The 21,117-nt window shown below is 61.3% G+C and carries 20 protein-coding genes and 1 other RNA gene; 16 read left to right on the plus strand and 5 right to left on the minus strand.

Features of this window, described 5'->3' with window-relative positions:
• The first annotated feature begins 75 nt into the window (after window positions 1-75).
• The 6 genes from ACHHTY_RS06580 to ACHHTY_RS06605 all read left to right on the plus strand — a co-directional run bounded on the left by ACHHTY_RS06580 (window position 76) and on the right by ACHHTY_RS06605 (window position 6,088).
• Window positions 76-372, plus strand: a complete 297-nt coding sequence (locus ACHHTY_RS06580; RefSeq protein ID WP_395493307.1) for a cell division protein ZapA — start codon at window positions 76-78, stop codon at window positions 370-372.
• Between the two features lie 20 nt (window positions 373-392).
• Window positions 393-579, plus strand: a non-coding RNA gene (ssrS, locus tag ACHHTY_RS06585) — 6S RNA.
• Between the two features lie 605 nt (window positions 580-1,184).
• A complete protein-coding gene (gene rny / locus ACHHTY_RS06590; RefSeq protein ID WP_395493308.1) occupies window positions 1,185-2,726 on the plus strand; it encodes a ribonuclease Y in 1,542 nt (513 codons plus the stop codon).
• A 117-nt stretch (window positions 2,727-2,843) separates the two neighbouring features.
• Entirely contained in the window at window positions 2,844-4,055 is a 1,212-nt protein-coding gene (gene tyrS / locus ACHHTY_RS06595) for a tyrosine--tRNA ligase (protein WP_395493309.1), read from the plus strand.
• 108 nt (window positions 4,056-4,163) lie between these two features.
• Window positions 4,164-5,516: a M48 family metalloprotease gene (locus ACHHTY_RS06600; protein WP_395493310.1), complete on the plus strand. Its 1,353-nt coding sequence runs from the start codon at window positions 4,164-4,166 to the stop codon at window positions 5,514-5,516.
• Window positions 5,517-5,593: 77 nt separating this feature from the next.
• The gene (locus ACHHTY_RS06605) at window positions 5,594-6,088 is read left to right on the plus strand and encodes a SixA phosphatase family protein (RefSeq protein WP_395493311.1); all 495 of its coding nucleotides are present in this window, start codon (window positions 5,594-5,596) and stop codon (window positions 6,086-6,088) included.
• A 23-nt stretch (window positions 6,089-6,111) separates the two neighbouring features.
• Here the strand turns inward: ACHHTY_RS06605 and ACHHTY_RS06610 are convergent, their stop codons facing one another.
• Entirely contained in the window at window positions 6,112-6,477 is a 366-nt protein-coding gene (locus ACHHTY_RS06610) for a J domain-containing protein (RefSeq protein WP_395493312.1), read from the minus strand.
• A gap of 73 nt (window positions 6,478-6,550) precedes the next feature.
• Window positions 6,551-6,742: a hypothetical protein gene (locus ACHHTY_RS06615; protein ID WP_395493313.1), complete on the minus strand. Its 192-nt coding sequence runs from the start codon at window positions 6,740-6,742 to the stop codon at window positions 6,551-6,553.
• A 411-nt stretch (window positions 6,743-7,153) separates the two neighbouring features.
• Here ACHHTY_RS06615 and ACHHTY_RS06620 point away from each other — a divergent pair, with 411 nt between their 5' ends.
• Window positions 7,154-8,500 carry a TrpB-like pyridoxal phosphate-dependent enzyme gene (locus tag ACHHTY_RS06620; protein WP_395493314.1) on the plus strand — a complete coding sequence of 449 codons (1,347 nt, stop codon included), beginning with the start codon at window positions 7,154-7,156 and terminating at the stop codon, window positions 8,498-8,500.
• Window positions 8,501-8,698: 198 nt separating this feature from the next.
• Here the strand turns inward: ACHHTY_RS06620 and ACHHTY_RS06625 are convergent, their stop codons facing one another.
• Entirely contained in the window at window positions 8,699-10,360 is a 1,662-nt protein-coding gene (locus ACHHTY_RS06625) for a GAF domain-containing protein (RefSeq protein WP_395493315.1), read from the minus strand.
• Between the two features lie 274 nt (window positions 10,361-10,634).
• Here ACHHTY_RS06625 and ACHHTY_RS06630 point away from each other — a divergent pair, with 274 nt between their 5' ends.
• From ACHHTY_RS06630 to ACHHTY_RS06640, 3 genes are all read left to right on the plus strand, one after another.
• On the plus strand, window positions 10,635-11,945 hold the full coding sequence (locus tag ACHHTY_RS06630; RefSeq protein ID WP_395493316.1) for a 3-isopropylmalate dehydratase large subunit: 1,311 nt from the start codon (window positions 10,635-10,637) through the stop codon (window positions 11,943-11,945).
• Window positions 11,946-12,108: 163 nt separating this feature from the next.
• Window positions 12,109-12,624 (plus strand): 3-isopropylmalate dehydratase small subunit, encoded by a 516-nt coding sequence (locus ACHHTY_RS06635; protein ID WP_395493317.1) that lies wholly within the window; start codon window positions 12,109-12,111, stop codon window positions 12,622-12,624.
• On the plus strand, window positions 12,621-13,997 hold the full coding sequence (locus ACHHTY_RS06640) for a class I SAM-dependent RNA methyltransferase (protein ID WP_395493318.1): 1,377 nt from the start codon (window positions 12,621-12,623) through the stop codon (window positions 13,995-13,997). Before ACHHTY_RS06635 ends, ACHHTY_RS06640 begins: the two co-directional genes overlap by 4 nt.
• Here the strand turns inward: ACHHTY_RS06640 and ACHHTY_RS06645 are convergent.
• Window positions 13,969-15,201 (minus strand): D-alanyl-D-alanine carboxypeptidase/D-alanyl-D-alanine-endopeptidase, encoded by a 1,233-nt coding sequence (locus ACHHTY_RS06645; RefSeq protein ID WP_395493319.1) that lies wholly within the window; start codon window positions 15,199-15,201, stop codon window positions 13,969-13,971. The genes ACHHTY_RS06640 and ACHHTY_RS06645 overlap by 29 nt on opposite strands.
• Window positions 15,202-15,371: 170 nt before the next feature.
• Here ACHHTY_RS06645 and ACHHTY_RS06650 point away from each other — a divergent pair, with 170 nt between their 5' ends.
• The 6 genes from ACHHTY_RS06650 (at window position 15,372) to ACHHTY_RS06675 (ending at window position 20,231) form a co-directional block, all read left to right on the plus strand.
• Window positions 15,372-15,869, plus strand: coding sequence for a rubrerythrin family protein (locus ACHHTY_RS06650; RefSeq protein WP_395493320.1), 498 nt, complete (start codon window positions 15,372-15,374; stop codon window positions 15,867-15,869).
• Between the two features lie 122 nt (window positions 15,870-15,991).
• Complete coding sequence (hemC, locus tag ACHHTY_RS06655; RefSeq protein ID WP_395493321.1) at window positions 15,992-16,927, plus strand: hydroxymethylbilane synthase; 936 nt, start codon at window positions 15,992-15,994, stop codon at window positions 16,925-16,927.
• 293 nt (window positions 16,928-17,220) lie between these two features.
• The gene (cobA, locus tag ACHHTY_RS06660; RefSeq protein ID WP_395493322.1) at window positions 17,221-18,747 is read left to right on the plus strand and encodes a uroporphyrinogen-III C-methyltransferase; all 1,527 of its coding nucleotides are present in this window, start codon (window positions 17,221-17,223) and stop codon (window positions 18,745-18,747) included.
• 121 nt (window positions 18,748-18,868) lie between these two features.
• Window positions 18,869-19,186 carry a cupin domain-containing protein gene (locus ACHHTY_RS06665; protein WP_395493323.1) on the plus strand — a complete coding sequence of 106 codons (318 nt, stop codon included), beginning with the start codon at window positions 18,869-18,871 and terminating at the stop codon, window positions 19,184-19,186.
• A gap of 160 nt (window positions 19,187-19,346) precedes the next feature.
• Window positions 19,347-19,754: a quinol oxidase gene (locus ACHHTY_RS06670; protein WP_395493324.1), complete on the plus strand. Its 408-nt coding sequence runs from the start codon at window positions 19,347-19,349 to the stop codon at window positions 19,752-19,754.
• Window positions 19,755-19,772: 18 nt separating this feature from the next.
• A complete protein-coding gene (locus ACHHTY_RS06675) occupies window positions 19,773-20,231 on the plus strand; it encodes a DUF4079 family protein (RefSeq protein WP_395493325.1) in 459 nt (152 codons plus the stop codon).
• A gap of 49 nt (window positions 20,232-20,280) precedes the next feature.
• On the opposite strand, the gene ACHHTY_RS06680 is transcribed toward ACHHTY_RS06675, so the two are convergent.
• Window positions 20,281-21,117, minus strand: an 837-nt coding sequence (locus tag ACHHTY_RS06680; protein ID WP_395493326.1) for a 4Fe-4S dicluster domain-containing protein, incomplete at its 5' end; no start/stop codon positions are given.

Genomic DNA, 21,117 nt, shown 5'->3' on the forward strand with positions numbered 1-21,117 from the left:
GGCAGTCCTGGTTGCTGAACGTTTGCTATTGCTAACCACGGTGGTTTTTGGTAACACTTAGCCGAGGGATAGGCCTTGGAACGCTTGGTTAAATTCGAGGTACTGGGCCAGGAATATCCGCTCTATACTGACGCCCCCGAAGAGGATGTCCACGAGATTCTCCACCTGGTCAAAACCCAGTTGGAGGAGGTCAGCCAGGGAGGTTCCCGGGTGTTGCCGGCCAATAAAGCCGCGATTCTCACCAGTTTGAACATGGCGGGCCAATATGTTCGCCTGAAGCGTGAATTCAGAGAGTACCGGCAGCGGGTCGAGATCTCGCTTGGTCGATTGACCACCCAGATCGAGAAAACCGCGAAACCGCCGGGTATTTGAGCAACGAAGGCTTATAACTTTTTCCCCTGCCTTGTTCGTTTTCGGGCGGAAAAATTTCGAGCCAACATTGACATTGAGGGTGACCTCAAGCTGTTTCTTGCAAGGAAGTCGGTCCGCCGAATTCCTTAAAAGAGGAACGCAGGTAGCGCCCACCTAACTCTGTTAGGTTCGATGTCACCGACTCGAGACGGCAAAGGCGGGGGATTTTTTTGTGGCAAACGCCCTTTTGGTGGGCTTTATATATGTTTATTCTTGTTTTTTGTTGAGAGGAAGAAGTGTTTTTCTGCGGGGCGGCTGACCGGCTGGTCGGGCGTCGCGCCCGGTAATATTCGAGGCATGGTTTGCCGGCAGGTTGGCGGAGTGGCGCGCGGTCGGATCTTTGGCCCACGGCTCCACCAGCTAGGATTCCCCAAAAAAGATCCTGCTGGCAGGCTGGAAGCAGTTGTTCCCCGGAACGTTTTTCGTCTGATCTTTCCCCCGATTTCCGGCGGCCTGGGCCGGACGCCCGGGTCTGCCGGCGGCACAAGGGTTAGAAAAGTATGCAACGGAGGGCAGGGACGGCAACTTAAGAGAGACCGGTGTCTTAGACCGCTGATTTTCCGTTCGGTTTACCATCGGTTGGCGTTGCTCGCCATCCCTGTGCTGCCACAGCATAACCGCCGGGCCCTCGATTGCGAGCCACTTTCGGGACACCTGATCGCCCCCGGATTGCCCGCTCCTTATCGTTTTTCTTCCTTTTTCCTCTCTTGTTCGGCCTGTTTAATCTTAGTCAAGGGGGGATTCCCGTGTCCGAAATCTTATTTGTGGCCGTGATGGCTGCATTGGTAGCGCTGGCCGTCGGCCTGGCCGTCGGGTTTTACCTGCGTAAATTGATCATTGACAGCCGCCGGGAGGAGGCCGAGGCCCAAGGTCGGAAGCTGGTTGAGAATGCTCTGGCCGAGGCCGAGCGGATCAAGAAAGACGCCATTCTGCAGAGCCGCGATGAGGCCCTGAAGGTAAAGCAGGAGGCGGAAAACGATGTCCGTGAACGCAAGAAGGAGGTGGCCGAAGAGGAAAAACGCCTGATCAATAAGCTCGATCAGATGGAGCGCAAGATCGATCTGCTCGACAAAAGGGAGATGGAACTGCTTAAAAAGGAGCAGGCCCTGGTTCGGGAGGAAGAGAAGCTTAAGAATCGCAACCTGGACATCGATCGCCTGATCGAAGAGCAGCGCAGCCAACTGGAGAAAATAGCCGGAATCTCACGGGATGAGGCCAAGCAGCTGTTGATCGAAAGCATCGAAAGCGAGGCCCGGATGGAAGCGGCCAAGGCGGTGGTCCGGATTGAAAATGAAATGAAGATGAAGGCCGACCGCAAGGCCAAAAATATTCTGGCCCTGGCAATTTCCCGTTACGCCGGGGATTACGTGGCCGAAAAAACGGTGTCGGTGGTGCCGTTGCCCGGCGATGAGATGAAGGGGCGCATCATCGGCCGGGAAGGACGCAATATCCGGGCCATCGAGGCAGCCACGGGAATCGACGTGATCATCGACGATACCCCGGAGGCGGTCATCCTGTCCGGCTTCAATCCGGTTCGCCGCGAGGTGGCCCGCCTGGCCCTGGAACGCCTGATCGCCGACGGCCGGATTCATCCGGCCCGGATCGAGGAGGTGGTCAACAAGGTGGCCGAGGAGCTGGAGATCGGCATGCGGGAGGCCGGCGAGCAGGCCACCTTCGATGTCGGAGCCCACGGGGTCAATCCCGAGTTGATCAAGCTGCTGGGCCGGCTCAAGTACCGGACCAGCTACAGTCAGAACTGTCTCCAGCATTCCCTGGAAGTGGCCTTTCTCTGTGGGATCATGGCGGCCGAACTGGGGCTCAACGTCAAGCAGGCCAAACGGGCCGGTTTGCTCCATGATATCGGCAAGGCGGTGGACCACGAGGTCGAAGGATCCCATGCCAGCATCGGGGCCGATCTGGCCAAGAAATACGGGGAAACCGCCGAGGTGGTCCATGCCATTGGAGCCCACCATGAAGATATTCCCCCGGATACCATTCTCGACATCCTGGTCCAGTCGGCCGACGCCCTTTCCGGGGCCCGACCCGGCGCCCGCAAGGAAATGCTGGAATCCTATGTTAAACGGCTGGAGGACCTGGAAAAAATTGCCAACGGGTTTAAGGGGGTGGACAAATCATACGCCATCCAGGCCGGGCGGGAAATCCGGGTCATCGTCGACAGCGCCAAGCTCAGCGATGCCGAGGCCGCGGTGGTGACCAAGGATATAGTTAAAAAAATCGAAGAAGAGCTGACATATCCCGGCCAGATCCGGGTTACGGTGATCCGGGAAAGCCGAACGGTGGAATATGCCCGGTAACGGGGGCGGTTTTTTGCCTCCCGGGGCCCTGGCAAAAACCCGGGCAACCTTGGGGGCCGGGGCGGCGGGAATATTGTCTGTGAAAAGCAAACTGAACAAGTAAACAGCGGCGAATCGATGAATATTGACCAACAGGTGGCATATCTGACCCGGGGAGCGGTGCAGGTTGTTTCCCCCGAGGATCTGAAAAAAAAGTTGATCAAGGCTCAGGAAAGCGGCATCCCCCTCAAGGTCAAGGCCGGGTTTGATCCCACCGCGCCGGACCTGCACCTGGGCCATACCGTACTTATCCAGAAGCTGAAGCATTTCCAGGACCTGGGCCACGAAATCTGCTTCCTGATCGGGGACTTCACCGGGATGATCGGCGATCCCACCGGCAAGTCTGAAACCCGCAAACCCCTTTCCGCCGATGATGTGGCCCGCAACGCCGAGACCTACAAGGAGCAGGTTTTCAAGATTCTGGACCCGGCCAAGACCCGGGTGGTTTTCAATTCGGCCTGGCTCAACGATCTTTCTTCGCGGGATTTTATCAAGCTTTCAGCCCAGCTCACGGTGGCCCGGATGCTGGAACGAGAGGACTTCAAGCAGCGGTTCGCCGGCGAGAAGCCCATCGGCATCCATGAGTTTCTATACCCCCTGATCCAGGGATATGATTCGGTGGCCCTGGCGGCGGATGTCGAACTGGGGGGAACCGACCAGCTTTTCAACCTGCTGATGGGCCGTGATCTTCAGCGGGTCTGGGGCCAGGAGCCCCAGGTGGTGATTACCATGCCGCTGCTGGAAGGGCTGGACGGAGTCAACAAAATGAGTAAATCGTTGGGCAACTACATCGGGATATGTGAAAACGCCGAGGATATCTACGGCAAAACCATGTCGATGTCCGATGATTTGATGTTTCGTTATTACGAGTTGCTCAGCGACTTGCCGGCGGCGGAAATCAGGGCGCTCAAGGAGGAGATGGCCGCCGGCCGGGTTCATCCCAAGGCCGTAAAGCAGCAACTGGCCCGGGAGTTGACCGCCCGCTTCCATGATCAGGCCGCCGCCGCCCGGGCCGCGGAAAATTTCGACAAGGTCTTCAAACAGCATGAAATTCCGACCGATATTCCGGAAGTTACCCTGGCCGCCGGCGGCGACCCCCTCTGGCTGCCCCGCCTGCTCTGCGAGGCCGGCTTGGTCAAAGGCACCGGAGAGGCCCGGCGCCTGATGGGCCAGCAGGCGGTCAGCGTCAACGGGGAAAAAATTACCGATATCGAAGCTATGATCCCGCCCAGCGGGGAAATATTGCTCAAAGTCGGCAAGCGCCGTTTCTGCCGGATATTGTTCCGGTAAGCCACTTAGCGGGAACAAGGCCCGGGGTTCGAGAGTCACAGAAATAGGCAAGGTGCGGTTTTTATTATCTCCTCGAACTTACCCCTTGAGCCTGGCCAGGAGGTTGCCATGAAAATCCCCCCTCGTCGCCGCGGTCGGCAAAATCGCCTTAGTCGCCGTGATTTTCTTGCCCTGATGTCCGTTTCCGCCGCCTCGGCAACCCTGGGCGGCTGCGCCGTCAACCCGGTCACCGGCCGCCAGCAGTTGCTGCTTTTTTCCGAAGGGCAGGAGGTGGCCGTCGATCGCGAACACTCCCCCCATCAATTTTCTGCCGACTTTGGCGTTTCCCAGGACAGCGGCCTGAACTCCTACGTCAGCGCCCGCGGTCACGAACTGGCCGGCCATTCCCACCGCCCCGGCATGCCTTACTCCTTCCAGGTGGTTAACGCCAACTATATTAATGCTTACGCCTTTCCCGGCGGAACCGTCGGGGTCACCCGCGGCATTATGCTGGAAATGGAGGACGAGGCGCAGCTGGCGGCCTTGCTGGGGCATGAAATCGGCCATGTCAATGCCCGTCATACCGCCCAACAGATGACCAGGGGCTTTCTCGCCCAGCTGGCGTTGGTCGGGGCAACGGTGGCGGCCGGTTCCAGCGAAGATCGCCAGGGTTTGGCCCCCCTGGTCCAGACCCTCGGCGGAATCAGCGCCGGGGCCCTGCTGGCCCATTACAGCCGGGAAAACGAGCGGGAAGCCGACCACCTGGGGATGGAGTATGCCGCTCGGGCCGGACAGAATCCCGCCGGGATGGTGGATCTGCACCGGATGCTGATGGAGCAGTCCCGGCGGGATCCCAACGCCCTGGAATTGATGTTTGCCACCCACCCCCTGACCAGCGAAAGGATGGCCACCGCCGAAAATATGATGGCCGGTTCGTATCAGGATTACCGGCAACAGCCGCGGAATCGGCAACGCTACCAGGATCAAACCGCGGCCCTGCGACGGCTCAAGCCCGCCATTGAAGAACAGCGGGCCGGAGAAAAAGAAATGGCCCGGGAAAAATTTGCCGGGGCGGAGCCCCATTTCAAAAAGGCCCTTGGCCTGGCCCCCGAAGACTATACCGGACTGATCCTGATGTCCCGCTGCCAGTTCGGGCTGGGCAGGAAGCAAGAGGCCGTCAGCTATGCCGATGCGGCCCGCCGAGTCTATCCCGGCGAACCCCAGGCTTTGCAGCTGGCCGGCATCACGCGCCTCAGCCTGGGTCAACATGAAGCCGCCTTGCGGCACTTCAACGAATATGAGCAAAGGCTGCCGGGTAACCCCAATACTACTTTCCTCAAAGGGGTGGCCCTGGAAAACATGGGCCGGAACCAGGCGGCGGCCCGGGAGTACCTGCAGTACCTCCAGCAGGTGCGTGAAGGCGGCCAGGCCGGTTACGCCCGCCAGCGTCTGACCGAGTGGGGGGTTCTGCAAGCCAGGTAAGGGCCTGGCACAAAAATAGATCAGAAGGCGGCCTCATGGTCGGCCACCGGGGATAAACGTAAAAATGGAACTGCGGAATGAAAAGCTTGTGTTTGGTGCGCCATGCCCGGGCGGGCTGGAAGAGTGGGGTGGCAAGCGATTTTGAGCGACCGCTTGACCCGCAGGGCAGGGAGGATGCCGCGCTGATGGCCCGGCGCCTGCGCGATTATGCCTTTTGGCCCGAAGTGCTGGTGGCCAGCCCGGCCACCCGGACCCGCGAGACCGCGGCGATTTTTGCGCAAGCCTTGGGTTGTTCCGCGGCAAACATCGCCTTTGATGAGGAGATTTACACCACCGACCTGGAGGGACTGGTCACCATTCTGCGCGGCCTGCAGGAAGATAGCGCCCGCGCCCTGCTGGTCGGCCACAACCCTTTCATCACCATCCTCGCCGAATGGCTGAGCGGGGAGCGCCTGCATACTATCCCGCCCTGCGGCCTGGTGGCCCTGGAGTTTCCCGACCTCATCAGCTGGCAGGAAATAGCGCCGGCCAGCGGCAGGATGCTCTTTTACGACCATCCCGGCAAGCAATAAAGACCAGCCCCGGGACGCCCCCGTTATGGCCTGCCGTCCCCCGGGCCCCAGATGGGATCCTGGTCGAACTGGTGGTGGAGGCGCGCTTCCGGATTCTGACGGAAAAATTCCTCCTGGCTGAAGGAGAAGCTGTAACTGTTAACGTAGTCGGTGAGAATCCGATAAGCGGCGTTGATCCGCCGGATCAGAGCCTGGTCGCCGCCGGGGACGCTCTGCGCTTCACCGGTGGTGGCGGGGGCCGGTGGATTATCATGGCGCTCCCGGGGACCGCCACTGTCCGGGTGATAACGTTTTACCAGTTCCCGGTGGCGTTGCTTGATTTCGGCCAGGGTTGCCTGTTCGCCGAGGCCGAAAATCTCCAGTGCTTGCCGAAGTTCAAGATAGGTCATGGCCTTCCTGGTTGGGGAACGCTGGGTCGGCCCTGGTTATGAGTCAGGGCTAAATTTGCTCCCCTTGCCGGTCTCACAGGGACTCGGCCTTGCAGAGGTTTTTTTCGCTGACCGCCACCCGTCCGCATTTGCGGCAGTAATAGCTGCCGTTGGCGATCAGATCTTTATAGGCCTGGGGGCTATTCTGCAACAGGCCGTTTTTAATCATTTTGCAGAGACTGTTGTCACTCTCTTTGCTCTTATGCTCTTTTTTCCCCGCCCCCATCGCCTTTATCTCCTTTTTGCAGTTGGTTATCAAATATTTAATCTTTTCCCGGCGACAACGCAAGTGCTCTTCCTCCCGCGCAAGCCGGTCGAGATTGACCGCCAGGGCTTGCCAGCCAAGCCTTCAGGGCAGGCCCCAGGCCAATAAAATCCATTTTTCTCGGTCCAGCCGGTTGGCGAAGATGTTTTATTCTTTTATTTTCGCCGGCGAAATGCTAATTATCCAAGATTGCTTTTTCCTCGTTGGTTTTTTAGGTTGCCAGCGCGTTTAGGCCAACTCTGAAAGCCCCGTTTCGCCTCATCTTGACCCGGGCCCGGGACCAGGGACGAGTTGGCCGTCAGTTGGGAAAGTTGCTCCAGCAGTTGGGAAATTGGGCTGAACAGTTAAATTTTTCGGACAAAGGATTACCCCATGAGACAGAAGCATATCGATTTGCCCGCCGACCAGCAGATCAACCGTTGGTACAACGTAATCGCCGACATTCCCAACGGCCTGGCACCGCCACTGGATCCGGCCACCGGTCAACCCATCGGCCCCGACAAGATGGGGGCCATCTTCCCCATGGGTTTGCTCGAGCAGGAGATGAGCGGGGAGAGATGGATCGATATTCCCGAGGAAATTCTCGATATCTGGCAAATCTGGCGGCCTTCACCCCTGATCCGGGCAACCTTCCTCGAAGAGGCCTTGGGGACCAAGGCCAAAATTTATTACAAATACGAAGGGGTCTCGCCCTCCGGCAGCCACAAGACCAACAGCGCCGTGGCCCAGGCCTACTACAACAAACGGGAAGGGGTCAAGCGCCTGGCCACTGAAACCGGCGCCGGCCAATGGGGTTGCGCTCTTTCCTTCGCCGCCCAAAAGTTCGGCCTGGATTGCAAGGTTTACATGGTTCGGGTTTCCTACGACCAGAAGCCTTACCGCAAGGTGATGATGAACGCATACGGGGCCGAGATCGTCGCCAGCCCCAGCCCCGACACCCCCACCGGCCGGGAAATTCTGGCCCGGACTCCCGATACTGACGGCTCTTTGGGAATCGCCATCAGCGAAGCCCTGGAAGACGCAGTTTCCCGGGATGACACCAAGTACGCCCTGGGCTCGGTTTTGAACCATGTCTGCCTCCACCAGTCGGTGATCGGCCTGGAGGCCAAGAAGCAGTTGGCCATGGTGGGAGATTATCCCGACGTGATCATTGGCTGTTGCGGCGGCGGCTCCAACTTCGCCGGTCTGGCCGCTCCCTTCGTTCCCGACAAGCTGGAAGGGCGCAAGCTGCGTCTGCTGGGGGTGGAGCCCACCTCCTGCCCGACCTTGACCAAGGGCAGTTGCGCCTACGATTTCGGCGATGTTTCCCAGCGTACTCCTTTGCTTTACATGTACACTCTGGGCCACAACTTCATGCCGCCGGGAATTCACGCCGGAGGCCTGCGTTATCACGGCATGGCTCCGGTAATCAGCGCCCTGATGCGGGAAAACCTGATGGAAGCGGTGGCTCTCCACCAGCTGGAGTGTTTCGAGGCCGGCACCCTCTTCGCCCGCACCGAGGGGATTATCCCGGCGCCGGAATCATGCCACGCGATCCGGGCGGCGATCATCGAGGCCACCCGTGAGCCCAACCGGCCCCAGACCATTCTGTTCAACCTCTCCGGTCACGGCCTGCTGGACCTCTCCAGCTATGAAAAATACTTTGCCGGCCAGCTGGAGAACTACGAACTGCCCGATGCCGCCATCGCCGAGGCCACCAAAAACCTGCCCAAGCTTTAAGCAAAAGCAGTCAAGAGCAGCTTTTGCTTCAAGGCGGCCTTCTCCTTAGCTGGGGAGAGGCCGCCTTTTTCGTTGATGAACGTTAAGAAAGGTCGAGTTTGCCCAGGATTTTCCCACCGGGAAGGGGTGGCGTCACTGGGGTGAACCCGGCAGTTTTGTTCAGGTCTGTTGAGGCCAGGCTGTAGCGACGGCGGGAGGTTACTCTTTTTTTTCGGGCATGGACACTTCGCTGAGGGCGGTGGCGATCAGGTTGGCGATCACGGTAAGGATCTGCAGGTCATGTTCATTGAAACTGCCGTTGGTTTTATTGACCGCTTCCAAGACCCCGAGGCAGGTTCCGTTAACCCGCAGGGGGACGGCCAGCAGCGAGCGGGTGGCGGAGTTCAGGCCGGCGTCGACGGTGCTGTCGAAACGCTGGTCGCTGAGGACGTTGGCGGCGATGGCCGGTTTGTCGTTGCTGTAGACCCAACCGGCCAGACCTTTGTCCACCGGGACGCTGCGGCTCCCAAAACGTCCGGCCCGGGGCCCCCCGGGGGAGGCGATCAGCATCTCGTTGCGGTTCGGGGTGGCCAGCATGATGGAACCGTTTTCGCAACTGAGCAGCTGGTTGAGCAACTCCATAATCTTGACCAGCATCCAGGGGCCCCGGCCCAGGTGCTGGGCCATGACGCTGATCTGCAGCAGGGTCCGCAGCTCGATGGTGTCCAGATTCTCCAGCAACTGGTCCGGCAGGTTTTGCTGCAAAAGGCCATGGGCCAACGCGGTGGGCTGCACCGCATCCATCTCCAGGAGCATGTCGCCCAGGTTGTCGCCGGTGGTCTGGGCATTCAGCCACTGCAGCAGCATGGTTGCCTTGAGCTGGTCCGCGTCCGGCTTTAATGCTCCCGAATTACGGACCTGTCTTTGCCGTTCCAGGGCCCCGAGCAGCTGGCGGTCGTTGATCAAACCCAAGCCCTTGAGAACGTCCCCCAGGCGGTGCCACTGGTAGCGGGAACCGAGCAGGTGGCTGGAAAGATTGGCGGCGATGTTCTCATGGTAGGGATTGCGGCCGGCCCCGAAATAAACGGTCAGGTAGTGATCCATGTGACCGAATTTGGCCAGGCGGGGGGCCACGAACTGTTCATAAAAATCGATGATGCCGTCCCGAATTTCCTGGGCCGACTGATAAATCTGGGTCCGGCCCCCCGGGGTGCCATTCTGGGCCAGGTGTTCGTACATCTCTGAAAATTCAGTGAAAAGGCCGTCTATTTTTTCGATATAACGGCTGTCGGCGATCTGGGCGATCAGATCGGCGGTGGGAATCATCCGGGCGGCGGCCAGCTCCTGTTCATCGCGAAAAAGATGGTCCAGGTCCCGTTCGTTCTGATAGTCGGTAAAGGCCATGGCGGCCGGGACGAAGACGGCGGCCCGCTCGGGCCAGCCGGCCTGGCGGAGATAATTTTCCGCCAGCTCCATTCCCCTCTGCACATGGGTATCGGTAAGTTTGCCGCCCTGGCCCTCCCGGTCGCCCTTGTCCTTAATGTAACCGGAGTCATGGAAAATCCCCGCCGCCACGGCGGCGCAGTACAACTCTTCGTCAAATTTATTGGCGGGGTGGGCCCGGTTCCAGCCGGCCGCGATCCTGGCCACGGCCACCGCCGCGTCCACGGCATGGGAAAAATCGTGATAGGCGACCTCGCAGGCCTCATGGCTGGGCCAGCGGCCGGCATAGAGATCGGCCACGTCCTGCAGCATTTTTTTCAGGCGGGGATGAATTCGGCCATACTCTTCCCTGGTGACGGCGTAGAGCAGTTCGAGATCGGCGGAGCGGGGTTTGCTGCTACTCGGGCCGGCGGCGGCTGTCCGTTTTTTGGCGACCATGAAAACCTGCTCTGGGCTGGGGTAATCTGGCTCGGATCGGAATTCCGTTCAAAGTGCCTTGATAATGCTAAGTATGGTAATGGCTCCGGCGGTAATGGTCAATCTTGTTGTGCGTTTAACATTCGGCCGCTGCTTAGCGGTTGCCAATCTCGGGCTTTATGGGTAATAAGAGGCCATTGTGCGCCCCGTTTCAAGCCGGGCCGGTGCAGGTCCGGCCCGGGACCGGGAACTGACATTGCGACCAACCATTCCCACGCTTTAGATGGAGGAATAAATGGGACAGACCATTGTTGAGAAAATCTTCGCCGCCCATCGCCGCGATACTCCCACGCCGGAGAACATGATTCTCGATCTGGACGTGGTGATGTGCCATGAAATCACGACCCCGATCGCCATCACCGACTTGGAGGCCCGGGGGATGGACCGGGTTTTCGATCCCGACAAGATCAAGGCGGTGATCGACCATGTCACCCCGGCCAAGGACTCCAAGACCGCCACCCAGGGTAAAATCATCCGGGACTGGGCCCGGCGCCACAAGATCCGGGACTTTTTCGATATCGGCCGCAACGGGGTCTGCCATGCCCTTTTTCCGGAAAAGGGCTTTATCCGGCCCGGTTACACGGTGATCATGGGCGATTCCCACACCTGTACCCACGGAGCTTTCGGCGCATTCGCCGCCGGAGTGGGGACCACCGACCTGGAAGTGGGGATCTTGAAAGGGGTCTGTTCCTTTCGCCTGCCCAAAACCATTCGGATCACCATCACCGGCCAGTTGTCGGCCGGGGTTTACGCCAAGGACGTGATTCTGCATATCATCAAGGAAATCACGGTCAATGGGGCCACCGACCGGGTGATCGAGTTCGTTGGTCCGGTGGTGGATGAAATGAGCATGGAAGCGCGGATGACCATCTGCAACATGGCCATCGAGGCCGGCGCCACCTGTGGCATCTGCTTGCCGGACCGGACCACGGCCGAGTATCTCTGGCCTTTTATCCAGGACGATTATGACTCCATCGAGGAGGCAGTGGCCGCATTCAAAAAATGGCACTCCGATGCCGACGCCGTTTACGAGCAGGAACTCCATTTTGACGTTTCCGGCCTGGTTCCCCAGGTCACCTTCGGCTTCAAGCCCGACGAAGTCAAGGATATCACCGAGATGGAAGGGGTTCCGGTGGATCAGGTCTATATCGGTTCCTGCACCAACGGGCGGATCGAGGATCTGCGGGAAGCGGCCCGGGTCCTCAAGGGGCGGAAAATCTCGGACCAGGTCCGGGCGATTCTGGCGCCGGCCACCCCCAAGGTGTATTCCCTGGCCCTGGAAGAGGGCCTGCTGAAGATTTTCCAGGAAGCAGGATTCTGTGTCACCAATCCCACCTGCGGGGCCTGCCTGGGGATGAGCAGCGGGGTCCTGGCCGAGGGCGAGATCTGTGCCTCCACCACCAATCGCAACTTCAACGGCCGGATGGGCAAAGGGGGGATCGTCCACCTGATGAGTCCCCTGGCCGCCGCCGCCGCCGCCGTGGCCGGGCATATCACCGACCCGCGCCTGTTTATCGGCCAGCAGGCCGCCGGCGTCGCCTCTTAGGGCGCTCAAAACGGGCGCAACGGGGGGCACCAGGCTCTGGCGGCCCGGCGGAAATTCGACCCTCCAAGCCATTGGGCATGAACGGGCAGGGAGGCCGGCGCCGAATCGGGTCCGGCCGTTCCGGCCCGATCTTCATATTTTGATCTGAGAAGGAGTTAAAGCAATGAAGAAATTCGGAGGTCAGGCCCTTTTTCTTGATCGCAGCGATATCAATACCGATGAAATCATTCCGGCCAAATATTTGACCGAAAACACCAAGATTGCTTTGCAGCCCTACGTGCTGGAGGATCTCAAGCTGGGCGGCTTCGATCCGGCCCGCGATCTGGCCGGCAAAAAGGTCATCGTCAGCCGGGCCAACTTCGGCTGCGGCTCCTCGCGGGAACACGCGGTCTGGGTTTTTGAGGTCAACGATATCAATACGGTGATCGCCCAGAGCTTCGCCCGCATATTCCGCCAGAACATGTATAACTGCGGCATGCTGGCCATTGAACTGCCGGCCGCCGATATCGACACCCTTTTCAGCCTCGGCGGAGAGGTGGAGATCGAAGTGGACCTGGCCGGGGGCAAGATCAAGGCCCGGGGGGAGCGCGAGGCCGAATTTTCCTTCACCCTCAATGAGTTCGACCGCAAACTGGTGGCCGCCGGCGGTTGGCTCAATTACGCGGACCAGCATTATTGAGCGGGTCGGCTGCCCGGGAATTAACGGTCACCATTGAAAAAATCGTGGCCGGCGGGTTGGGGCTGGGGCGGCTCGCCGACGGCTGCACGGTCCTGGTGCCGCAGGTCCTGCCGGGGGAAATGGTGCGGGTTGGCGTGCGCCGCCGCCATCGCCGCCACCTGGAAGCCGAAGTCAAGGAGCTGTTAACCCCGGCTCCCGAACGCCGGTCGCCACCCTGTCCCTGGTATGGCCGTTGCGGCGGCTGCGATCTGCAGCATGCCGACTATCCCAGCCAGGTGGCGCGCAAACAGGAAATTCTCGCCGAGCTGCTGCAGCGCAGCGGTCTTGGCGCCGCGGTGCTGCCGGTTTTGGCGTTTCCCCTGGCGGCTACGGCCGAATTCCACTACCGGCAGCGGATCCGCCTGCAGGTCGAGGAGGGCCGGACCGGTTTTTTTCGGACCGGTTCCCACCAATTGCAGGAAGTCGAGGCCTGCCTGCTGGCCCGGCCGGAAATCAACGCGGCCTGGGCGGCCTTGCGCGATCATGCCGGCTGGCGCCTGCTGGCCGGCCAGTGCACGGCCCTGGAAATCAGCCTGGATCCCGCCAGCCGCCAGGTGGTTCTGCTTCTGCACCATCGCCGCCGGCCGCGTCCGGCGGAGCGGCAGGCGGCCTGGCGGCTTTGCCGGGAGTTGTCCGTCCTCAAGGGCTTGGGCTTTCTGCCGGCCGATCACGCGGCCGGCCCTTTTTTTGATCGTCAGGCCGGCCCCGAAGGCCGCCGTGAGCCGGATCAGTTGCGGCTCCACTATGTCCTGCCCGCCGAACTGGCCGGGAGTTCTCTGACCCTGGGGGTTGAACCTGCCGGCTTCAGCCAGGTCAACGAAGAGCAGAACCGGCAGCTGCTGCGCCTGTTGCTCGAGCTGCTCAAGCCTGGCGGCGATGAGATCCTGGCCGATCTCCACTGCGGGATGGGCAATTTCTCTTTACCCTTGGCCCTGCGGGTCAGAGAGGTTTACGGGGTGGACCTGCAGGCCGCCGCCATCCGCGGAGCCCGGCGCAATGCGGCCGCCAACGGCATTGCCAATTGCCGTTTCAGCCGGGCCCAGGCCCGGCAAGGCCTGGCCGACCTGGTTGCCGCCGGCATCCGGCCGGACATCCTGCTCCTCGACCCGCCCCGGACCGGCTGCCTGGACCTGGTCCGCTCCCTGGCCGAGCCGCTGCCGCCCCGCATAGCCATGATCTCCTGTGATCCGGCCACCATGGTCCGCGATCTGGGCCATCTGGCGGCCCGGGGTTACCGGGTCGCGGCCATGCGCCTGGTGGACATGTTCCCCCAGACCCACCACCTGGAAACCATTACCCTGCTGCTTAATGACCGGGTCCGGAATCCGGCTTGAAGCCCGCCGTTGCCTGAATCAGCAGCCACTGTTCTTCCAGCAGATCCAGGGCCCGGTCGCGGGTATTGGCGGGTTGATTGAGAATTACTACGAAAGGATCGAGCTCCCGGTCCCGGCGAAAAAAGCCGGCATAGGCGTAAACTCCCTGCAGGGTTCCCGATTTGACCAGGCGCCCCTGCCAGAAGGGAAGCAACTCGGCATAAGGCCGGAAACGCTCCAGCACCAACCCCAGGGAGGCGGGGGAAATCCGGTTGGCCCGGCTCAGACCCGAGCCTTCGGCCACGATGAAGCTGCCCGGGGCCAGACCAATCCGGTCCAGGAAATCCTCCAGGCCCAGGCGACCTTTTTCCCAGGTGGCCGGAGCCCCCGCCGTTTGGGCTCCGCAGGTCAAATAAAGCTGGTTGGCGATAAAATTATTGGAATAAAGCAGCATTTCCCGCACCGTGTCGGCCAGGGTTCGGGAAGATTGGTGGCGGTATAGCAGGGGGGCATCGGCGGGGGTGAGCCCGGCCCGGATCTCGCCGTGCACCACGATGCCTTGCTCGGCGAGCAGGTGCTTGAAAAGCTCGCCGCTGTAGCGCCGGCTGCGCTCCCGGTCCTGGGAGACATTGAGCCGGTGAATCCCGGCCGGCCGGTCCGCGGCCATGGTTTGCATGATCGGCAGGGTGGGGGTCTGGGGCTCCGCCGAAATCACTCGGCCGTCGGCCTGGACTTCGATCTTGATGGTGTTGAAGTTGACCGCCAGGGCGTCGTTGGCGGCGTCATAGGAACGCAGCGAGCCCCCGGACCCGTCGGGACCGGGCTGTTCAAGCTGAAAAAAAGAATCGTCCAGCACCAGGTCCCCGACTTCCCGCAGCCCCCGGTCGGCCAGCTGGCCGGCGATCGCCGCCACTTCCTCCGAAACCAGGCCGGGATCGCCAAATCCCTTGATATAAAGCCTGTTGCCGGCGAGATGGAAATGGGTCTGGTAACGAAAATCAGGCCCCAACTGCTCCAGGGCCATCAGGGCGGTGGCGATTTTCCAGGTACTGGCAGGAATCAGCAGACCGGCCGGGTTCTGGGCCAGAATAACCCGCTCGTTCTGGCTGACCAGGTAACCGCCGCCGGCGAATACTTCCGCCGGCAGGACGGCGATGGCGGGCCGGGGCAGCAGGAGGCCAAGCAGGAGGACCAGGGTGGGGGCGATCAGCGACAACAGACGCATCGGTTAAATTTTCCTTGCTTGTGCTTGCAATCCGGCGCCGTAGCAACTATCTTGCGATATTTTCCGCCCGGAGTATTCCCGAACCAGGAGCTCCGCCGCCAGACCCGGCCAATCACGGTTGGCGCCGGGGATGCCGGGCCTTTGCGCAATCATACCAGGAGGTTTATGTCATGAGCAAGACGGAAGAAAATTTGTGGGCCGCTTTTGCCGGGGAATCCCAGGCCAACCGGAAATACCTGGCCTTTGCCAACAAGGCCGAAAGAGAAGGATATTCCCAGGTGGCCAAACTGTTCCGGGCCGCCGCCCACGCCGAAACCGTTCATGCCCACGCCCATCTGCGGGCCCTCAAGGCGATCGGTGGTACCCGGGAAAACCTGCGAGCGGCCATGGAAGGCGAAACCCATGAGTTCGAAGTCATGTATCCGCCGATGATTGAAATCGCCAAGGCCGAAGGGAACAAGGCGGCGGAACAATCTTTCACCTTCGCCAACCAAGTGGAAAAAACCCACGCCGAACTTTATCGTCAGGCCCTGGTAAATCTCGATAATCTGCCGGCCACCGACTACTACGTCTGCGGGGTTTGCGGTCATACCGAAGCCGGACCCGCCCCGCCGGAAAAGTGCCCGGTCTGCAAGGCCAACAGGATGGCCTTCACCAAAATTGAATAAAAAGGGCCGCCAGGTCCACCACCAAGCTTCAAATAAATCGTTAAGGGATCCGATCCGTTCAGGGGAGGGCCCGGCCTGTCAATTGCAAAGGTTTGGTGGGCATAACACACAAGGACATCATCATGCAGAAAACCATCCGTATCGGCACCCGGGCCAGTATGCTGGCCCTGGCCCAGTCCAACTGGATCAAGGGTCGGATCGAGGCCGAATATCCCCAGTGCACGGTGGAACTGGTCAAGATCATCACCAAGGGGGACAAGATCGTCGATGTGCCCCTGGCCAAGGTGGGCGGCAAGGGGCTCTTCGTCAAGGAAATAGAGGAGGCCCTGCTGAGCCGGGAGGTCGATATCGCCGTACACAGCATGAAGGATGTGCCCGCCGAACTGCCTGATGGTCTCCATATCGGGATCATCACCCAGCGGGAAAACCCCATGGATGCCTTTATCGCCACCAAGTACCGGAGCCTGGCCGAGATGCCGACCGGGGCCACGGTGGGGACCAGCAGTCTGCGGCGCAAGGCCCAGCTGGCCAGCCTGCGGCCCGACCTGAAGATCGAGGATCTGCGGGGCAATCTGGATACCCGCCTGCGCAAGCTCGATGAGGGCAGGTATGACGCGATCATCCTGGCCGCCGCCGGGCTCAATCGGCTTAACCTTTTTCATCGGGCCACCTTCTGCTTCCAGGCCGAGGAAATGTTGCCGGCGGTGGCCCAGGGGGCGGTGGGGATCGAGTTGCGGCGCAGTGATGAGGATCTGCTGCAAATGCTCTCCTTCATGAGCCACCGGGAAACCACCCTGGCGGTGCGGGCCGAACGCAGCTACCTGGCCCGGCTGGAAGGAGGCTGCCAGGTTCCGCTGGCCGGTTTCGCCACCCTGGAGGGCGACACCCTGACCATGACCGGCCTGATCGCCCCGGTGGATGGCAGCCGGCTACTCAAGGCGGTGCGCCGCGGACCGGCGGCCGATGCCGTCGCCATCGGCCTGCAGCTGGCCGAGGAACTCCTGGCCATGGGCGGCCGGGAAATTCTGGAAGAAGTTTACGGGGCTTCCATCAAATAGAGCAACCGGCAAATAGAGCAGCCGGAACCGGAGAGTCCCGGTTTGGGCCGGGTTTGGTTGCGGTTTCCGGGGGGCAGGCGGCAAGGTGTCCCCCGGTTTTTTTGTTGGCCGGGTCAAAGCCGTTAACCGGGCCGTGAGCAAAAGCGGCCCGGCGACCGACGGGCCTCCGCAAGCCGGAGCGCGGAGCCGGCAAGGCCGCCGGCCAGCAGTCGCGGCGCTCCGGGGGTGATGTTGATCAGGATTGAAAAAAATAATTTTTTAAAAATAGATACGTATAAACGGCGGAAGCGAAGATGGAGAAAAAAGGCAAGGTTTATCTGATCGGCGCCGGGCCGGGCGATCCCGAACTGATCACGGTCAAGGGCAAGCGCCTGCTGAGCCAGGCCGAGGTGGTGGTCTACGATTACCTGGCCAACAAGAAGCTGCTGGCCCATGCCCCCAAGGATGCCATTTTTATTTATGCCGGCAAAAAGGGCGGCAGCACCCATACCCACAGCCAGGACGAAATCAACCAGATGCTGGTGGATCATGCCCGGGCCGGCCGCATCGTGGTCCGGCTCAAGGGGGGCGATCCCTTTATTTTCGGCCGGGGCGGCGAGGAACTCGAAGAACTGGTCCGCTACGGCATCTCCTTTGAGGCGGTGCCGGGGGTAACCTCGGCCAGCGCCGCCGCCACCTATGCCGGGGTTCCCATCACCCACCGCCGCTTTACCTCCTCGGTGGCCTTCGTCACCGGCCACGAGGAGCCGGGCAAGGCCGAAAGCCGGATCGCCTGGGACAAGCTGGCCACCGGGGTGGGAACCATCGTCTTCTACATGGGGATCAAAAACCTGCCCAGCATCAGCGCCAACCTGATCCGCCACGGCCGCGACCCCCAAACCCCGGTGGCGGTGGTCCGCTGGGCTTCCACCCCTGAACAGCGCTCGGTGGTCGGCACCCTGGCCAATATCACCGAGGTGGTCCGCGAGGCCCAGATAACCCCACCCGCCCTGGTGGTGGTGGGGGAGGTGGTCAGCCTGCGCGATACCATCAACTGGTACGAGCAGCGGCCCCTTTTCGGCAAACGGATCCTGGTTACCCGCAGCCGGGAACAGGCCAGCGAACTGGTCCAGAGCCTGGAAGACCTGGGGGCCGCCTGCCTGGAGGGGGCCACCATCGCCCTGGAGGATCCGGAGGATTGGGGCCCGTTGGACCAGGCCCTGGCCCGAATCGCTGATTACCATTGGCTCCTCTTTACCAGCCCCAACGCGGTGGCTTTTTTCTTCCGCCGCCTGGCGGCCCTGGGAGGGGATAGCCGCCGCCTGCAGGGCCCCAGAATCGCGGCGGTGGGGACCGCCACTGCCGCCAGCCTCCTCAGCCACGGCATCAGGGCCGATCTGCTGCCGGAAAAATTCACCGCCGAGGGTCTGGCCGAGGCCCTGCTGAGCCAGGGAGTTCAGGGCCGGAAAATTCTCCTGCCCCGGGCGCTCAAGGCCCGGGATGTCCTGCCGCAAAGCCTGCAGCAGGGCGGGGCCGAAGTTGATATTGCTCCCGTATATCGCAACGTGCGCCCGGCAATGGCCGCGGACATCCGGCAAGCCCTGGAGGAGAAGAAAATCGACCTGATCACCTTTACCAGCTCTTCCACCGTGACTAATTTTATCGACCTGCTGGGGCTGGGGACCGAGGAACTCGCTTCCCTGCTGGCCGGGGTCAAAATCGCCGCCATCGGCCCGATCACCGCTGCCACAGCCGCCAAGGCCGGCCTGACGGTGGATATTCAGCCGGCAACCCATACCATCCCCGGGCTGGTTGAGGCCATCGCCGCCTATTTTTCCTAGACATTCGCCGGCCCGCTTTTCCTCCCGGCAACGGCCGCTTTCGGCCTGCCGCCTTGACTCAAATCAAGGCGGCAGGTTCGCCAAGGTGTTATCATCACCAAAAATCAAGGAGGATAATACCATGAAAAAACTTTCCCTCAGTGCCAGCAACCAGTTTGACGAGAAAACCTTCAAACGTTTTCTCCTCCACGATTCCGCCTACTTCCGGGTACTCAACTTCAATCTCAAGGCCGGCCAGCTCTTCCCGGTCCATTCCCATCCCGCCGAAGGCCAGTTGACCATCCAGGTCATTGCCGGCAGCGGCGAGTTTCTCGGGGCCGACGACAGCAGCATGGTCGCTGAAACCGGGGACATCCTGGTCAGCGAGATCAGCGAACCCCATGGGGTGAGGGCCACCACCGACATGCGGATCCTGGTGACCATCGCGCCCCCCATCTAAGGTTCGTCTGGGCCGGGATACAGGGCCGGGGAGAAACGGGGGCTGCCCGCTTGACCCTCGGCCGCTGTTATGCTTTCATAATCGCAGGGGCTTTTCTGGACGGGGAAGCCCTGCGGTTTTGGTTGGCGATCCAGACATACTAAAAGAGGAGGGCGGGAAGATGCGCGGATTATTGATTGCTTGTCTGCTGGTTCTGTTCAGCGCCGGGGCGGTCCTGGCTCAGGATGAAGTGCGGCGTTATGTGGCGCCGGTCGATCCCGACGGAGTCCAGCGGGTGGAGGTGGTCGGCGGGGGGTATTACTTCGATCCCGCTGTCATCGTGGTCAAGGTCAACGTGCCGGTGGAGCTGCAGGTCAGGAGCGAAGGCGGCATCACCCCGCACGATATCGTCCTCCAGGCACCCGAGGCGGGAATCGATTTTGCCGAAAAGCTGGGCCGCGAGCCGGTAACCATCCGCTTTACCCCCACCAGGTCCGGCCAATATCCCTTTGAATGCAGCAAGCGCTTTCTCTTCTTTGCCAGCCACAAGGAACGGGGGATGCACGGAATCCTTGAAGTGGTGGAATAGGACGGAGGTCTTGCGGCCATGATCCCCATCGGGCAGGAGCTTCCCCAAGCCCTCCGCCAACTGATCCCCTGGCTGGCCCTGGGTCACGGAATTTTCCACGGCGGCCTGCTGCTCCTTTTTTACTACCAGGGCTGGCTGGGCCGGCGCATCCGGCAGGAGCGCTTAGCCGGAGCCGCGCCTCCGCTGACCGCGGTCCATCGCCATCGCCGCAACGGGCCGCGGCTGGCGTTGCTCTGTCTGCTGGGCTTTGCCGCCGGCCCCTTCATCGTCCTGCTGAACTGGGGCCGGATCGGCGTATATCCCATCCATCTTTTTCTGGGCACGGCCATTATCCTGACCGTGGGCGGCGCCTACTTCCTTTCCCGCCGCATCAAGGTCGGGGATTCCGCCTGGCGGGCCTGGCACCGTCGGTTGGGCATCATCATTCTCCTGCTCTATCCGCTGCAGGTCCTGCTGGGACTGGGCATTCTGCTCTGATTTGCGATTTCGCCCCCGCCTGCTCCGACCCCAAAAACCAGCGGCGGCTCTACAACAGCAGCTGGTTTTCCCGGGAACGCGATTCGCCGATACTGGTTACATAGACCGCCGGCTGATCGACCACCGGGCACAAGGTTTCACATATGCCGCAGCCGATGCAGAGGGTCAGGTCAACGTGGGGGCGCTGCACCCGGACCGGCTCGCCGTCGCGGTTGAGCATCTCCACCTCTTCAAACCAGATCGCCTTTTTGGGGGTAGGGCAGACTTCTTCGCAGACAATGCAGGGAATGCCGTAGGCCCAGGGCAGGCAACGGTTGCGGTCGAACATCGCCAGTCCGATTCTCACTTCGGTCTTTTCCGCCACCCCCAAACGTTCGATGGCCCCGGTGGGGCAGACCTGGCCGCAGAGGGTGCAGTGGTACTCGCAGTAACCCATGCGGGGCACCAGGATCGGGGTCCAGAGCCCCTCCAGGCCCCCTTCCAGCAAAGTCGGCTGCAACCCCCCGGTCAGGCAGACCTTCATGCATTCCCCGCACTTGACGCAGCGGGCAAGAAATTCCTTTTCCGGCCGGGCTCCCGGCGGGCGGATCAGACGGGGATGGGCCCGGCCTTCCGGAGGATGGCCCACCCGCAGCAGGGGCACCGCCACCATGCCGGCCACCGCCGCCGTTACCAGCCGGCGCCGGCCCAGATCCAGGGCCGGCGGGGCGGGGGTCTGGCCCGGTTGGGCCGTCTTGAATTGGGGCAGCCCCAGCTTGAACCTGATCAGGCTATGGGGGCAGATATCGTCACAGTTGAAACAGGCGTGGCATTCGGTGGGACGCCAGCCGGCATTGCCCACCTGGGCCGGGTCGGCCGGAGGGTTGGCCGGGCGGCGGGAATCCGG

It is taken from the genome of Desulfurivibrio nitratireducens, assembly GCF_044068515.1.
Taxonomy (GTDB): domain Bacteria; phylum Desulfobacterota; class Desulfobulbia; order Desulfobulbales; family Desulfurivibrionaceae; genus Desulfurivibrio.

Coding starts and splice junctions, on each gene's coding strand:
- ACHHTY_RS06665 (WP_395493323.1), top strand. CDS start 18,869: ATGAAAAAACTTTCCCTCAGTGCCAGCAACCAGTTTGACGAGAAAACC.
- cobA (WP_395493322.1), top strand. CDS start 17,221: ATGGAGAAAAAAGGCAAGGTTTATCTGATCGGCGCCGGGCCGGGCGAT.
- ACHHTY_RS06600 (WP_395493310.1), top strand. CDS start 4,164: ATGAAAATCCCCCCTCGTCGCCGCGGTCGGCAAAATCGCCTTAGTCGC.
- ACHHTY_RS06615 (WP_395493313.1), bottom strand. CDS start 6,742: ATGGGGGCGGGGAAAAAAGAGCATAAGAGCAAAGAGAGTGACAACAGT.
- ACHHTY_RS06645 (WP_395493319.1), bottom strand. CDS start 15,201: ATGCGTCTGTTGTCGCTGATCGCCCCCACCCTGGTCCTCCTGCTTGGC.
- tyrS (WP_395493309.1), top strand. CDS start 2,844: ATGAATATTGACCAACAGGTGGCATATCTGACCCGGGGAGCGGTGCAG.
- rny (WP_395493308.1), top strand. CDS start 1,185: ATGGCTGCATTGGTAGCGCTGGCCGTCGGCCTGGCCGTCGGGTTTTAC.
- ACHHTY_RS06630 (WP_395493316.1), top strand. CDS start 10,635: ATGGGACAGACCATTGTTGAGAAAATCTTCGCCGCCCATCGCCGCGAT.
- ACHHTY_RS06625 (WP_395493315.1), bottom strand. CDS start 10,360: ATGGTCGCCAAAAAACGGACAGCCGCCGCCGGCCCGAGTAGCAGCAAA.
- ACHHTY_RS06635 (WP_395493317.1), top strand. CDS start 12,109: ATGAAGAAATTCGGAGGTCAGGCCCTTTTTCTTGATCGCAGCGATATC.
- hemC (WP_395493321.1), top strand. CDS start 15,992: ATGCAGAAAACCATCCGTATCGGCACCCGGGCCAGTATGCTGGCCCTG.
- ACHHTY_RS06675 (WP_395493325.1), top strand. CDS start 19,773: ATGATCCCCATCGGGCAGGAGCTTCCCCAAGCCCTCCGCCAACTGATC.
- ACHHTY_RS06650 (WP_395493320.1), top strand. CDS start 15,372: ATGAGCAAGACGGAAGAAAATTTGTGGGCCGCTTTTGCCGGGGAATCC.
- ACHHTY_RS06610 (WP_395493312.1), bottom strand. CDS start 6,477: ATGACCTATCTTGAACTTCGGCAAGCACTGGAGATTTTCGGCCTCGGC.
- ACHHTY_RS06605 (WP_395493311.1), top strand. CDS start 5,594: ATGAAAAGCTTGTGTTTGGTGCGCCATGCCCGGGCGGGCTGGAAGAGT.
- ACHHTY_RS06670 (WP_395493324.1), top strand. CDS start 19,347: ATGCGCGGATTATTGATTGCTTGTCTGCTGGTTCTGTTCAGCGCCGGG.
- ACHHTY_RS06620 (WP_395493314.1), top strand. CDS start 7,154: ATGAGACAGAAGCATATCGATTTGCCCGCCGACCAGCAGATCAACCGT.